Here is a 13996-nt window from a genome sequence, read left to right on the forward strand (position 1 = left end):
CCGCACGAACCGAACGATCGGTCGGGAGCGTGCTCCGGGAACCATCCAGGTCGAGGGGGACCCCATGGCGACAGCAGCCGCCCGCGAAACGGCCGGCAGCCAGGCGTACGACGTACCGGACGGCGCCGGCGACACCACGGACACCACCGGCTATGAACGCGCCTTCGACGCCGCCGTCGCCGCCGACGAGCGGATCGAACCGCGCGACTGGATGCCGGACGCCTACCGGGCCACCCTCGTGCGGCAGATCGCCCAGCACGCGCACTCCGAGATCATCGGCATGCAGCCCGAGGCGAACTGGATCACCCGTGCGCCCTCGCTGCGCCGCAAGGCGATCCTCATGGCCAAGGTGCAGGACGAGGCCGGTCACGGCCTGTACCTCTACAGCGCCGCCGAGACCCTCGGCGTCAGCCGTGACGAGCTGCTCGACAAACTGCACTCCGGCCGCCAGAAGTACTCCTCGATCTTCAACTACCCGACGTTGACCTGGGCCGACGTCGGCGCGATCGGCTGGCTGGTGGACGGCGCCGCGATCACCAACCAGGTCCCCCTGTGCCGGTGCTCCTACGGCCCGTACGCCCGCGCCATGGTCCGCATCTGCAAGGAGGAGTCCTTCCACCAGCGGCAGGGCTACGAGCTGCTGCTCGCCCTCAGCCGGGGCACACCGGAGCAGCACGCGATGGCGCAGGACGCGGTGGACCGCTGGTGGTGGCCGTCGCTGATGATGTTCGGCCCGCCCGACGACGAGTCCCAGCACTCCGCGCAGTCGATGGCCTGGAAGATCAAGCGGCACTCCAACGACGAACTGCGCCAGCGCTTCGTCGACATCTGCGTGCCCCAGGCCGCATCGCTCGGCCTCACCCTCCCCGACCCCGACCTGAAGTGGAACGAGGAGCGCGGGCACTACGACTTCGGTCCGATCGACTGGACGGAGTTCTGGGACGTCCTCAAGGGCAACGGCCCGTGCAACGAACAGCGGCTGACCCGGCGCAGGCAGGCCCACGAGGAGGGCGCCTGGGTCCGGGAGGCGGCAGCGGCCCACGCGGCCAAACACAGCAACGGCGAGACGGGAGCGACCCGAGCATGACCCACACCGACTGGCCCCTGTGGGAGGTCTTCGTGCGCTCGCGCCGCGGACTGTCCCACACCCACGCCGGCAGCCTGCACGCGCCGGACGCGGAGCTCGCCCTGCGCAACGCCCGCGATCTGTACACCCGGCGCGGCGAGGGCGTCTCCATCTGGGTCGTGCCGTCCTCCTCGATCACCGCCTCCTCGCCCGACGAGAAGGACCCGTTCTTCGAACCGGCCGCGGACAAGCCGTACCGGCACCCGACGTTCTACGAGATCCCCGAGGGGGTGCAGCACCTGTGACGACGACACCCGCGAAGGACACCGCCCACACGGCAGCCGCCCTCGCCCTGGGGGACGACGCCCTGGTGCTCTCCCACCGCCTGGGCGAGTGGGCGGGCCACGCACCCGTGCTGGAGGAGGAGGTCGCCCTCGCCAACATCGCGCTGGACCTGCTCGGCCAGGCCCGGGTGCTGCTGTCGATGGCCGGCGACGAGGACGAACTGGCCTATCTGCGCGAGGAACGCGCCTTCCGCAACCTCCAGTTGGTGGAGCAGCCCAACGGCGACTTCGCCCACACCATCGCCCGGCAGCTGTACTTCTCCTCCCACCAGTACCTCCTGTACGGCGAACTGGCCGCCGGTGACGGCCCGTTCGCGCCGCTGGCGGGCAAGGCGGTCAAGGAGATCGCCTACCACCGCGACCACGCCGAGCAGTGGACGCTGCGGCTCGGCGACGGCACGGAGGAGAGCCACACCCGGATGCAGCGCGCCGTGGACGCGCTGTGGCGCTACACCGGCGAGATGTTCCAGCCCGTCGAGGGCCTCGACGTCGACTGGCCCGCCCTGGAGGCGGCCTGGCTGGAGCGCCTCACCGAGGTGCTGGTCCGGGCCACGCTGACCGTGCCCGACGGCCCCCGCACGGGAGCCTGGGCGGCCGGCGCGGGCCGCCAGGGCCTGCACACCGAGCCCTTCGGCCGCGTGCTCGCCGAAATGCAGCACCTGCACCGCAGCCACCCGGGGGCGACATGGTGACCGCCACTCCGCTGGAGGCGGAGCTCCTGGAACTCGCCGGTTCGGTGCCCGACCCCGAACTGCCGGTGCTGACCCTGCGCGAACTCGGAGTGGTGCGCGCGGTGCACGCGCGCGGGACCGGCTCCGTCGAGGTGGAGCTGACGCCGACGTACACCGGCTGCCCGGCCGTCGAGGCGATGAGCCTGGACATAGAGCGCGTGCTGCGCGAGCACGGCGTGCGCGAGGTCACGGTGCGCACGGTGCTCGCACCCGCCTGGTCGACCGACGACATCACGGACGAAGGACGGCGCAAACTCCAGGAGTTCGGCATCGCCCCGCCGCGCGTCGGAGCGGCCTCCGGTCCGGTCCGGGTGGAACTGGGCCCGACACGCACCCGCACCTCCCCGCCGGAGGCCGGCCCCGACCCCGTGCGCTGCCCGCACTGCGGATCCGCCGAGACCCAACTGCTCAGCCGCTTCTCGTCGACCGCGTGCAAGGCGCTGCGCCGCTGCCTGTCCTGCCGTGAACCGTTCGACCACTTCAAGGAGTTGTGATGGCCCGCTTCCACCGGCTCCGGGTGGCCGCGGTCGACCGGCTCACCGACGACTCCGTCGCCCTCACCCTCACCGTCCCCGAGCACCTGCGCGAGGAGTACCGGTACGTCCCCGGCCAGCACCTGGCCCTGCGGCGCAGCGCCGACGGCGAGGAGATACGCCGCACCTACTCCATCTGCTCCCCCGCCCCCGCCGACGGGCCGCCCGACAGCCTCCGGGTCGGTGTGCGGCTGGTCGAGGGCGGCGCCTTCTCCACCTACGCCCTCAAGGAGATCGACCTCGGCGACGAACTGGAGGTGATGACCCCGGCCGGCCGCTTCACCCTCCCGCCCGCGCCGGGCCGGTACGCGGCGATCGTCGGCGGCAGCGGCATCACTCCGGTGCTGTCGATCGTCTCGACGCTCCTCGCCCGAGAGCCCCGGGCCCGGTTCTGTCTGGTCCGCAGCGACCGGACGGCCGCCTCGACGATGTTCCTGGAGGAGGTCGCCGACCTGAAGGACCGCTACCCCGATCGGCTCCAGCTGGTGACGGTGCTCTCCCGGGAGGAGCAGCAGGCGGGACTGCCGTCGGGCCGGCTGGACCAGGAGCGGCTGACCGGGCTGCTGCCGGCGCTGCTGCCCGTGGAGCAGGTGGACGGCTGGTTCCTGTGCGGGCCGTACGGCCTGGTGGAGGGAGCCGAGCGGGCGCTGCGCGGTCTGGGCGTCGCCCGCTCCCGGATCCACGAGGAGATCTTCCACGTGGATGCCGGTGCGGCACCCGCCTCCACGGCATCCGCTCCCGCGCACAGCACGGTCACGGCCCGGCTGGACGGACGCGGCGGCAGCTGGCCCGTCCGGGACGGCGAGTCACTGCTGGAGACGGTGCTGCGCAACCGGCCCGACGCGCCCTACGCCTGCAAGGGTGGAGTGTGCGGCACCTGCCGCGCCTTCCTCGTCTCGGGCGAGGTGCGGATGGACCGCAACTTCGCGCTGGAGGCGGAGGAGACCGAGGCGGGCTATGTCCTCGCCTGTCAGTCGCACCCGGTGACGGAAACGGTGGAGCTGGACTTCGACCGGTAGGCACGGAACCCGGCCGGCCCGGCCCGGCCCTGTCACGGCCAGGCCCGCAAGCCCCATCGGCCCGCACCCACCAATCGGCGCGGATTCGCCCGCCGTCCAACCTGGGGCGGATCCGCCCGCCGTCCGAACTGGGCCCGATCCGCCCACCGCAGTCCCGGACTCGCCCGCCGACCGCTCGCGGTCCTGGGGATCCGCAGCACATCGACCGTCCCGGATCCGCCCGCCGTCCGACCTGGGGCGGATCCACCGCCGCCGACCCGGCCGGGCCCGCCGCTCGCTAGAGGACGTAGCCCTTCTGTCCGTCGTCGGTGACGACGGGGCGGCCGGCCCACTCCCAGGTCTGCATGCCGCCGTCCACGTTCACGGCGTCGATGCCCTGCTGGACCAGGTACATGGTGACCTGGGCCGACCGGCCGCCGGAGCGGCAGATCACATGGATCCGGCCGTCCTGCGGGGCGGCCTCGGTCAGCTCACCGTAGCGGGCCACGAAGTCACTGATGGGGATGTGCAGCGCTCCTTCGGCGTGACCGGCCTGCCACTCGTCGTCCTCACGGACGTCCAGCAGGAAGTCGCCGTCCTTGAGGTCCGTGACCTGGACCGTGGGCACACCAGCTCCAAAACTCATGCCCCCGACGCTACCGGACCGGGCAAGCCCCGGTTTCAGGCCAGCAGTGCCGCCAGTTCCGCCTCGCGCGCCGTCACCTGGGCCCGCAGCCCCTCGGCGATCTCCTCCAGGAGCCGGTCGGGGTCGTCCGGAGCGAGGCGGAGCATGGAGCCGATGGCGCTCTCCTCCAGTTCCCTGGCGACCACCGTGAGCAGTTCCTTGCGCTGGGAGAGCCATTCGAGGCGGGCGTAGAGCTCCTCGCCGGCGCTCGGGAGGCGCTTCAGCTCCGGGCCGGCAGCCCATTCCTCGGCGAGTTCCCGCAGCTCGGCCTCGTTGCCGCGGGCGTAGGCGGCGTTGACGCGGGTGATGAACTCCTCGCGGCGGGCGCGTTCCTTGTCCTCCTGCGCCAGGTCCGGGTGGGCCTTGCGGGCGAGGTCGCGGTAGAGCTTGCGGGCCTCCTCGCTGGGCCGCACCCGCTGCGGGGGCCGGACCGGCTGGTCCGTGAGCATGGCGGTGGCCTCCGGGAAGAGACCGTCCGCGTCCATCCAGCCGTTCATGAGCTCTTCGACGCCGGGGATCGGCATCAGCCGGGCGCGCGCCTCGTCGGCCCGGCGCCGGTCCTCGGGGTCGTCGCTGCGGGCGGCCTTGGCCTCCAGGATCCGGGCGTCCAGTTCCTCGAGGCGGGCGTACATGGGGCCGAGCTTCTGCTCGTGCAGCCGGGAGAAGTTCTCGACCTCCACACGGAAGGTCTCCACGGCGATCTCGAACTCGATCAGCGCCTGCTCGGCCGCGCGTACGGCCTGCTCCAGCCGCTCCTCGGGCCGCGCCGCGCCATCGCCGCCGGGCGTCCGGTCCGCACCGGCGCCGCCACCCTGCTCACCTTCCGAGGTCGTCACCCGGACAGCGTAGGCCACCCGCCCGCGCTCCACCGCCCGCACCGTCGCCGCACCCCGCCACGGGCGAAACACCGGCCCCCGGGGCCTCCGCGCCCGCGCCCCCGAGCCCAGGCCCCGCGCACCCGACCCACCCCGGCCGTCACCCACCACACGCACCCGGAGCCCACCCCGGCCGTCACCGCGCGCCCGCACCCACCCCTCACCGACGCCCGCCGCACGCACCCGAGCCCACCACAGGCAGCGCCCGCCGCACGCACCCCAGCCACCGGCCGTCACCGCGCGCACGCACCCGACTCCACCCCGGCCCGGCACCCGCTACCCCGGGGCTCCGCTTCGCCCCCGTCTCCGCTTCGCCCCCGTCTCCGCTACACCCCCGTCTCCGCTACACCCCCGTCTCCGCCGCGATCCGGCCCGAACGCACCGCGGCCACCAGGTCGGCGTGGTCGGCCTCCGTGCGGTCGGCGTAGGCGACGGCGAACGCGGCGACCGCCGCGTCGAGTTCGTCGTTCTTGCCGCAGTACCCGGCGATCAGCCGGGGATCGGCGCTGTGCGAGTGGGCGCGGGCGAGGAGGGCGCCGGTCATCCGGCCGTAGTCGTCGACCTGGTCGGCGGCCAGCGCCGCCGGGTCGACGCTGCCCTTGCGGTTGCGGAACTGCCGCACCTGGAAGGGACGGCCGTCGACCGTCGTCCAGCCGAGCAGGCTGTCACTCACGACCTGCATCCGCTTCTGGCCGTGGACCACCCGCCTGCCCTCGTGTCCGGCCTCCGGCGCCTCGAACCCGGCCGTCAGCAGGTGCGGCACCAGCGCCGAGGGGCGGGCCTCCTTCACCTGGAGCACCAGCGGCTCGCCCCGGTGGTCGAGGAGCAGCGCGACGTACGAGCGGGTGCCCACGCTGCCGGTGCCGACGACGCGGAACGCCACATCGTGCACCGCGTGCCGGGCCAGCAGCGGGAGCCGGTCGGGAGGGAGCGTGCCGAGGTACTGCTCCAGCGAGGACGCCACCGCGGCGGCCTCCTCGTCCGGTATCCGGCGCAGGACCGGCGGCGCGTCGACGAAGCGCCGCCCGCCGTCCCCGGTCGACTCGGTCGACCTGGCCGCGAACCGGCCGCTGGTGTTGGAGCGGGCCTTCTCGGAGACCCGCTCCAGGGTGCCCAGCAGGTCGTGGGCGTCGGTGTGGGAGACGAGTTCCTCGTCCGCGATGGCGTTCCAGGCGTCCAGCGCCGGCAGCTTGGACAGCAGCCGCATGGTGCGGCGGTAGGCGCCCACCGTGTCGTGGGCCGCCGCCCGGCAGGTGTCCTCGTCCGCGCCGGCCTCCCGTCCGGCGAGCACGAGCGAGGTGGCGAGCCGCTTGAGGTCCCATTCCCAGGGGCCGTGCACCGTCTCGTCGAAGTCGTTCAGGTCGATGACCAGGTCGCCGCGCGCGTCGCCGTAGAGGCCGAAGTTGGCCGCGTGGGCGTCACCGCAGATCTGGGCGCCGATCCGGGTCATGGGCGTACGGGCCAGGTCGTAGGCCATGAGGCCCGCCGATCCGCGCAGGAAGGCGAACGGTGTCGCCGCCATCCGGCCCACCCGGAGCGGGGTCAGTTCGGGCAGCCGGTCCCGGCTGGATTCCTCGACGGCACGCACGGCGTCGGGGCGGACGGCGTCCAGGTCGAGGGTGGCGTGTGCCGCGCGCGGGACGCGCTTGCGCAGGGCCTTGCCCTCGTCCCTCGGGTTGCCGGCGGCGGGCCACTCGGCGAATCCCGGCACCCGCGGCAGCCGCCGGGCCCGGCTCGCGGCACCGTTCGTCCCGCCGGCGCGCGTCCCACCGACACCACCGCCACCGGCACCACCGCCACCGGTCCCGCCGCTCCCAGCGGCGCCACCGCTCCCACCGGCCCGCATGGCCCCCGTGGCCCCGGTGGTCCCGGTCGTCCCGGTCGTCCCGGTCGTCCCGTCAGCGTTCTCGGTCACGGCGACCGCCTCCCCCGTACACATGCGTGCCGTACACGCGTCCATGTCGATCGTGCCGACCGTACAGCCGGTGACCGAACACGCGTCAGGCCCTGTGGACAACTCCCGCCCTGTGGACAGCCGCCCCGCGCGACGACGTCGGGGAAGGCGGACGGCGTCCAGGTCGGGGTCCGCGCCTACCCCGCTTCCGCGACGTCCTCCGCCACCGGCAGCAGCCGTCTCTCGCCGAGTACCCGTTCGGCGCGGTCCGGCGAGATGTCCAGCCGGGCCAGCACCGCCGGCACGGCGACGCCCGGCAGCATGTGGTGGAACAGCAGGACGACCCGGTGCTCCAGGTCCTGCCGCTGGCAGCGCAGCTGGGACAGGAGCTGCACCCCGGAGAAGCTGGCGACGAGCAGTTCCGCCGTCTCCGTGGCGTCCACGTGCGGCAGCAGCTCGCCGCCCGCCTTGGCGTCGGCCAGCGTCCGGGTGGTCTGGTCGATCCACATGCCGAACGCCGGAGTGCGGTCCAGCCCGAGCGCCCCCTGATCCAGGGCCAGTCCGACGCTGGCCCGCACGAGTGGTTCGGTCCGCAGCCGCAGGGCCAGCACGAGCCCGGAGTCGACGAGTTCCTGCAGCCTGCTGGACTGGGGCGGCAGCGAGATCGCCAGCTGCTCCTCGAACACCCCCAGCGCCAGCTCCTCCTTGGAACCGAAGTGGAAGTACAGGGCGCCCTTGGTGACCCCGGCCCGCTCCAGGATCTCCCCGATGGTCGCCGAGGTGTAGCCGCGTTCGTCGAAGACGGCCGCCGCCGCCTCCAGGATGGTCCGCCGGGTGCGGATCGCGCGCTCCTGTCGCGCCATCGGGTGCCTCCTGATCTGGGTGGATCGCTTGGATCTCGTGGTTCGCACCGTGCAGGCACCGTGAAGCGGCAGTGAAGCCACCGTGTGCCTGTCGTGCCGTGCGGGGCGCGTGGGGTCTCTCCGGCGATGTGGATCACCCTTGGAAAAAAACCGTCTCGTCCGTATCTTAGTGCGAACCGACCGGAGCCAGATTGCCGATCCCGGGGGTTCCTCATGCCGCAGCCGGATTCCTTGAGCGCACCCGTGGAGGATCAGACCGGACAGCGGGCCTTACCCGCAAACACCGCCGGCAGGCGCGGCGCGCGCACGCGCGTCACGACGGAACTCGCCCACCGCCCTCGCGTTGAGGACGTCTTCCCGGTCGAGTGGGTGCGGCTCTCCGACGTCCGCTTCCGTGTCACGGCGCACTGGCCCGCCCGGCACAGTTTCTTCGGCCCCGTCGACGACCGCCACCAGGATCCGATGATCGTCGGGGAAACGTTGCGTCAAACCTCGATGGCGCTCGCCCACGCCGAGTTCGGCGTCCCCGCGGACACCCACTTCGTCATGCGGGACCTGGAGATCTCCACCGACCCGGCGCGGCTCCTGCTCGCGGACGCGGCCGAGCCGGTCACCGTGGACGTGGTCTGCTCCGAGGTCCGCCGCCGGGGCCGCGGGCTGAACGGCATGCGGACGACGATGGAGTTCCACCGCGCGGGACGGCTCGTCGCCCGGGGCACCGGAAGCACCGGCTGCACCTCACCGGCCGCCTACCGCCGCCTGCGGGCCCGGCAGCTGTCCGACCGCGGCATCCGCATACCCCCGCCGCCTGCGCCCGTCCCGGCGGAGTCGGTGGGCAGGCACCGCGCGCAGGACGTCGTCCTGTCCGCCACCGACCGGCCCGGCGCCTGGCTGCTGCGCGTGCACACCGGCCACCCGGTGCTGTTCCCCCGGCCCAACGACCACGTGCCCGGCATGGTCCTGTTCGAGGCGGCCCGCCAGGCGGCGACCGCCGCGTCCGGACGGCGCCCCTTCCTGCCCTCGGAGCTGTCCGCCTCCTTCAGCCGCTACGCCGAACTCGACAGCCCCTGCTGGATCGAGACCGAGGTCCTCGACAAGGACGACGACGAGGTGACGGTGCGGGTGACCGGGCACCAGGACGACGAGCCCGTCTTCGCCGCGACCCTCACCTGCGCACCCACCGCCCCGGTGCGGTCCCTGCCGTGACCGTCGACCTCCTGATCACCGGCGCCACCGGCTTCGTCGGCAGCCGGGTCGCGGCGGCGGCCGGGAGCCGCCCCGGTGTCCGCGTCCGCGCGCTGTCCCGCCGTACGCCTGCCGCCCGGCCGGACGCCGGGACGGTGGTGCCCGGTGATCTCCTCGACCCCGCCGGCCTGCGGGGCAGCTGCGCCGGCGTCGACGTCCTGGTCCACTGCGCCTCCCGCGTGGGCGGTGTCCCGGAGTCCGTCGCGGCCGTCAACGACACCGGCACACGGGCCCTGGTGGAGGAGGCGGTGCGCAGCGGGGTGCGCCGGATCGTGTACGTCAGCACTGCCGCCGTCCACGGCCGGGGCCCCTTCCGCGGCGTACGGCCCGGCGAGGCTCCGATCGCGCCCGTCTCGGCCACCAGCCGCACCCGCGCGGCGGCCGAGCGGCACGTCCTGGAGGCGGGCGGTCTGGTGCTGCGCCCGCACCTGGTGTACGGCGAGGGCGACCGCTGGGTGGTTCCCGGGCTGGTGGGGCTGTTGCGGGAGCTGTCCGCGACCGTCACCGGCTGCACGGCGCTCCACTCGATGATCGATGTGGAGACCCTGGGCCGGGCGGTCGTCGCGGCGGCCCTGTCCCCGCATCTGGGGTCCGGCGCCCACTACGTCGGGCATCCCGATCCGGTCCCCGCCTCGGAGCTGCTCGCGGCCGTGTGCGAGCGGGTGGAGCGGCCCGGCGGGGGTGCCGGGGTGGACGTGGCCACCGCCCGTGCCCGTGCCGCCGGGTCTCCGCGCGCGCTGCATCACCTCGGCATGCTCACCGTGGACCACTGGTTCTCGTCCGAGGACTTCTGGAAGGACCTGGACTGCTCTCCGGGCGAGGGCTTCGCCCGCGGCTTCGCCCGCTCGGCGCCCTGGTACCGGTCGCACATCGCGACGGACCACTGACGCACCGGAACTGGAAAGAGACCGCACCGTCGGTTTCACGGGTCGCGGCCGCTCCGAGGAGCCTCTTCACACATCCACGGCCTGTCGGCGAGGGTGAACTCCACCCCACCCGACGGCGAAAAGGATCATGAGATGTTCCTCACACGACATCCTCATGTCGCGCCGCCCCCGGACATGCGAAAGGGCGGCATCCGATGGATGCCGCCCTTTCGACGGTGTGCGCGAGGGGGGAGTTGAACCCCCACGCCCTTGCGGGCACTGGAACCTGAATCCAGCGCGTCTGCCTATTCCGCCACCCGCGCATTGGGTGTTGCCTTCCGGCCCTTGCCCCTTGGGGCCCGGCGCCTTCCGACACCCAGAACATTAGCACGCTGGTCGGGGTGGATTCACATCCCTTCTTTCCCGCCCCCGGCGGCACCCGTCCCGACCGGCGCCGATCCCTCCGGCCCGCCCCGGGCCGGCAACCCGCGGCCGCTTCGGCGGCGACTTCGTAGCGACGGTGACTGATTCACGTATCAACCTCGTACCGGTAGCCCCCGTCTCCCCAGGAGCCGGACGGAGTCCACAGCCGGGTGCGGGACACTGGTCTTCGGCCCCCTCTACGATCCATGGCAGCACGACGCGCACGAGCGCGACCGAAGGAGTTCGAAGGGGAGCGCCGGAGGGAACGTCGTCAGGCGTCGACACCCGTCGACCGGGCGGACAGGGGGAACCAGCCGATCGACCGGCGCGTGGATACGATCAGTAAGCAGTACCAGGTAAGCGGTGCACGGAGGCGTGCACGGGGCAGTACACAGGACGGCGGCTACGGAGGAGGTGCCCCATGGGAGTCCTGAAGAAGTTCGAGCAGCGTCTCGAAGGTCTGGTCAACGGCACCTTCGCCAAGGTGTTCAAGTCCGAGGTGCAGCCCGTGGAGATCGCGGGAGCGCTCCAGCGGGAATGCGACAACAACGCGACCATCTGGAACCGCGACCGGACCGTCGTACCCAATGACTTCATCGTCGAGCTGAGCACCCCCGACTTCGAGCGGCTCAGCCCGTACTCCGGCCAGCTCGGCGACGAGCTCGCCGGCATGGTCCGCGACTACGCCAAGCAGCAGCGGTACACCTTCATGGGCCCCATCAAGGTGCACCTGGAGAAGGCGGACGACCTCGACACCGGCCTCTACCGGGTGCGCAGCCGCACGCTCGCCTCCTCCGCCAGCCAGGCCCCCTCGGCCCCGGGCCCCGCCGGGGCACCGCCCGCCGGCCGTCCCGGCGGATACGGATACCCGCCGGCCGCCCCCGCGGGCGCCCCGCCCATGCCGGCCGCGCCGCCGCCCGGCGGCCGTCCCGGCGGGTACGGCTACCCGCAGCCGTCCGCCGCACCGGCGGGCGGACGCACCCGCTACTGGGTCGAGATCAACGGCACCCGCCACCAGATCTCCCGCGCCACCCTGGTGATGGGCCGCAGCACCGAAGCAGACGTACGGATCGACGACCCCGGCGTCTCCCGCCGGCACTGCGAGATCCGGACCGGTACGCCCTCGACGATCCAGGATCTCGGATCCACCAACGGCATCGTGGTGGACGGGCAGCACACCACCCGCGCTACGCTCCGCGACGGCTCGCGGATCGTCGTGGGCAGCACCACCGTTATCTATAGGCAAGCCGAAGGGTGAAGCGGGGGCAATGTCAGAGCTGACCCTCACGGTCATGCGGCTGGGGTTCCTGGCCGTTCTGTGGCTGTTCGTGATCGTGGCCGTGCAGGTCATCCGGAGTGACCTGTTCGGGACGCGTGTCACACAGCGCGGATCCCGCCGGGACGCCGGCCGGCAGCAGCAGGCCGCCCGGCAGGCGCCACCGCAGCAGCGCCAGCAGACCGGCGGCGGCCGCCGCGGCCGGAACACCCCCACCAAGCTGGTCGTGACCGAAGGAACCCTCACCGGCACCACCGTCGCCCTCCAGGGCCAGACCATCACCCTGGGCCGGGCGCACGACAGCACGATCGTGCTGGACGACGACTACGCCTCCAGCCGCCATGCCAGGATCTACCCGGACCGCGACGGCCAGTGGATCGTCGAGGACCTGGGCTCCACCAACGGCACCTACCTGGACCGGACCCGGCTGACGACCCCCACACCGATTTCGCTGGGCGCACCGATCCGCATCGGCAAGACCGTCATCGAGCTGCGGAAGTAGTGCTACACCAATGAATGAGCGCGAGCGGAGCGAGCACGCAGTGGGGGTCCCCACCCAGGATCCCGGCGCGCTCCCGACCGGAGGGTGGGCAGTGTGGCTCGACACGACCGGCTGTACCCGGAGCCGACAGGCGAGGTGCGCATGAGTCTGTCCCTGCGCTTCGCCGCCGGATCGCACAAGGGCATGATCCGGGAGGGCAACGAGGACTCCGGTTACGCCGGTCCGCGCCTGCTCGCCATCGCCGACGGCATGGGCGGTGCCGCCGCCGGCGAGGTCGCCTCCTCCGAGGCGATCTCCACCATCGTCGCGCTCGACGACGACGTCCCCGGCTCCGACCTGCTCACCTCCCTCGGCTCGGCCGTCCAGCGCGCCAACGACCAGCTGCGCATGATGGTCGAGGAGGACCCCCAGCTCGAAGGCATGGGCACCACCCTGACCGCCCTGCTGTGGACCGGTCAGCGGCTCGGCATGGTGCACGTCGGCGACTCCCGCGCCTACCTCCTGCGCGACGGCGTCCTCACCCAGATCACCCAGGACCACACCTGGGTGCAGCGCCTGGTGGACGAGGGACGGATCACCGAGGAGGAGGCGACCACCCACCCGCAGCGGTCCCTGCTGATGCGGGCCCTCGGCAGCGGCGAGCACGTCGAGCCCGACCTGTCGATCCGCGAGGTGCGGGCCGGCGACCGGTACCTGATCTGCTCCGACGGCCTGTCCGGCGTGGTCTCCCACCAGACCCTCGAGGACGCCCTGGCCAGCTACCAGGGCCCCGAGGAGACGGTGCAGAACCTGATCGAGCTGGCGCTGCGCGGCGGCGGCCCCGACAACATCACCGTGATCGTCGCCGACGTGCTGGACCTGGACACCGGCGACACCCTCGCCGGGCAGCTGTCCGACACCCCGGTCGTGGTGGGCGCCGTCGCCGAGAACCAGCACCAGCTGCACGACAACGGGATCATGCAGACCCCGGCCGGCCGCGCCTCCGGCCTCGGCCGCCGACGCCAGCAGGGCGGCGCCCAGGGCGAGTTCGGTCCGCCCGGCAGCGGCGACATCACCGGCTTCATCCCCACCGACGGCTTCGGCTACTCCGACGAGGACTTCGCCAAGCCCGGCAAGGACCGCAGGTGGCTCAAGAGGTCCGTGTACAGCCTGCTGGCGCTCGCCGTCATCGGCGGCGGCCTGTACGGCGGCTGGCGCTGGACCCAGACGCAGTACTACGTCGGCACCAAGGGCGAGCACGTCGCCCTGTACCGGGGCATCAGCCAGGACCTGGCCTGGGTCTCGCTGTCGAAGGTCGAGAAGGACCACCCCGAGATCGAACTCAAGTACCTGCCGCCCTACCAGCGCAAGCTGGTCGAGGCGACCATCGCCGAAGGCGATCTGTACGGCGCCCGGGAGAAGATCGAGGAACTGGCGGTGCAGGCCTCCGCGTGCAGGAAGCAGGCCGAACGGCGCGCCGCCGAGAGCGAGAGCAACGCGAGGACCGGCGAGGGCGAGGCCGGAGGCACCACCGGAACCACCCCCGCCTCCTTCGCGTCCAAGGTCTCGCCGTCGCCGAACCCGTCCGGCTCGCCGAAGGCCCCGGAGCAGTCCACGCCCCCGTCCACGACCGCACCCACTCCCAGCCCCGGCCCCAGCCTCTCGGAGGAAGAGCAGAAGGTCGTCTCGCTGTGCGGTAAGCAGTAGGCAAGCCGT

Annotated in this window: 14 protein-coding genes and 1 tRNA gene; 10 read left to right on the top strand and 5 right to left on the bottom strand. The window is 72.7% G+C overall.

Annotated elements, in window-relative coordinates:
- The first annotated feature begins 64 nt into the window (after positions 1-64).
- The 5 genes from paaA to FGW31_RS16970 are packed head-to-tail and all read left to right on the top strand — an operon-like array spanning position 65 to position 3693.
- Positions 65-1087 (top strand): 1,2-phenylacetyl-CoA epoxidase subunit PaaA, encoded by a 1023-nt coding sequence (paaA, locus tag FGW31_RS16950; protein WP_142194278.1) that lies wholly within the window; start codon positions 65-67, stop codon positions 1085-1087.
- Positions 1084-1371: a 1,2-phenylacetyl-CoA epoxidase subunit PaaB gene (gene paaB / locus FGW31_RS16955; protein ID WP_031018095.1), complete on the top strand. Its 288-nt coding sequence runs from the start codon at positions 1084-1086 to the stop codon at positions 1369-1371. The genes paaA and paaB overlap by 4 nt, the downstream gene beginning before the upstream one ends.
- Complete coding sequence (paaC, locus tag FGW31_RS16960) at positions 1368-2102, top strand: 1,2-phenylacetyl-CoA epoxidase subunit PaaC (RefSeq protein ID WP_142194279.1); 735 nt, start codon at positions 1368-1370, stop codon at positions 2100-2102. The genes paaB and paaC overlap by 4 nt, the downstream gene beginning before the upstream one ends.
- Positions 2096-2635: a 1,2-phenylacetyl-CoA epoxidase subunit PaaD gene (paaD, locus tag FGW31_RS16965; RefSeq protein WP_142194280.1), complete on the top strand. Its 540-nt coding sequence runs from the start codon at positions 2096-2098 to the stop codon at positions 2633-2635. Before paaC ends, paaD begins: the two co-directional genes overlap by 7 nt.
- Positions 2635-3693, top strand: a complete 1059-nt coding sequence (locus FGW31_RS16970) for a 2Fe-2S iron-sulfur cluster-binding protein (RefSeq protein ID WP_142194281.1) — start codon at positions 2635-2637, stop codon at positions 3691-3693. The genes paaD and FGW31_RS16970 overlap by 1 nt, the downstream gene beginning before the upstream one ends.
- 277 nt (positions 3694-3970) lie before the next feature.
- Here FGW31_RS16970 and FGW31_RS16975 read toward each other — a convergent pair whose 3' ends face one another.
- The 4 genes from FGW31_RS16975 to FGW31_RS16990 all read right to left on the bottom strand — a co-directional run bounded on the left by FGW31_RS16975 (position 3971) and on the right by FGW31_RS16990 (position 7989).
- Positions 3971-4300 carry a rhodanese-like domain-containing protein gene (locus FGW31_RS16975; RefSeq protein ID WP_142194437.1) on the bottom strand — a complete coding sequence of 110 codons (330 nt, stop codon included), beginning with the start codon at positions 4298-4300 and terminating at the stop codon, positions 3971-3973.
- 53 nt (positions 4301-4353) lie between these two features.
- On the bottom strand, positions 4354-5193 hold the full coding sequence (locus FGW31_RS16980) for a J domain-containing protein (RefSeq protein WP_182674676.1): 840 nt from the start codon (positions 5191-5193) through the stop codon (positions 4354-4356).
- A 382-nt stretch (positions 5194-5575) separates the two neighbouring features.
- Positions 5576-7078, bottom strand: coding sequence for a DUF2252 domain-containing protein (locus tag FGW31_RS16985; RefSeq protein ID WP_373303351.1), 1503 nt, complete (start codon positions 7076-7078; stop codon positions 5576-5578).
- 245 nt (positions 7079-7323) lie between these two features.
- A complete protein-coding gene (locus FGW31_RS16990) occupies positions 7324-7989 on the bottom strand; it encodes a ScbR family autoregulator-binding transcription factor (protein ID WP_142194282.1) in 666 nt (221 codons plus the stop codon).
- 243 nt (positions 7990-8232) lie between these two features.
- On the opposite strand from FGW31_RS16990, the gene FGW31_RS16995 reads away from it, so the two are divergent.
- Both FGW31_RS16995 and FGW31_RS17000 read left to right on the top strand, forming a co-directional pair.
- Positions 8233-9195: a ScbA/BarX family gamma-butyrolactone biosynthesis protein gene (locus FGW31_RS16995; protein WP_233452506.1), complete on the top strand. Its 963-nt coding sequence runs from the start codon at positions 8233-8235 to the stop codon at positions 9193-9195.
- Positions 9192-10121 carry an NAD-dependent epimerase/dehydratase family protein gene (locus FGW31_RS17000; protein ID WP_142194284.1) on the top strand — a complete coding sequence of 310 codons (930 nt, stop codon included), beginning with the start codon at positions 9192-9194 and terminating at the stop codon, positions 10119-10121. The genes FGW31_RS16995 and FGW31_RS17000 overlap by 4 nt, the downstream gene beginning before the upstream one ends.
- 218 nt (positions 10122-10339) lie before the next feature.
- Here the strand turns inward: FGW31_RS17000 and FGW31_RS17005 are convergent.
- Positions 10340-10423 (bottom strand) — tRNA-Leu (locus FGW31_RS17005).
- A 521-nt stretch (positions 10424-10944) separates the two neighbouring features.
- Between FGW31_RS17005 and FGW31_RS17010 the strand changes: the two genes are divergently transcribed.
- The 3 genes from FGW31_RS17010 to FGW31_RS17020 all read left to right on the top strand — a co-directional run bounded on the left by FGW31_RS17010 (position 10945) and on the right by FGW31_RS17020 (position 13987).
- Entirely contained in the window at positions 10945-11781 is an 837-nt protein-coding gene (locus FGW31_RS17010; protein ID WP_142194285.1) for an FhaA domain-containing protein, read from the top strand.
- A gap of 10 nt (positions 11782-11791) precedes the next feature.
- Positions 11792-12301, top strand: coding sequence for an FHA domain-containing protein FhaB/FipA (locus FGW31_RS17015; protein WP_142194286.1), 510 nt, complete (start codon positions 11792-11794; stop codon positions 12299-12301).
- Positions 12302-12394: 93 nt separating this feature from the next.
- Positions 12395-13987, top strand: a complete 1593-nt coding sequence (locus tag FGW31_RS17020) for a Stp1/IreP family PP2C-type Ser/Thr phosphatase (protein ID WP_182674678.1) — start codon at positions 12395-12397, stop codon at positions 13985-13987.
- Positions 13988-13996: the final 9 nt, after the last annotated feature.

It is taken from the genome of Streptomyces calvus (assembly GCF_006782915.1).
In the GTDB taxonomy this organism is placed as follows: Bacteria; Actinomycetota; Actinomycetes; order Streptomycetales; family Streptomycetaceae; genus Streptomyces; species Streptomyces calvus.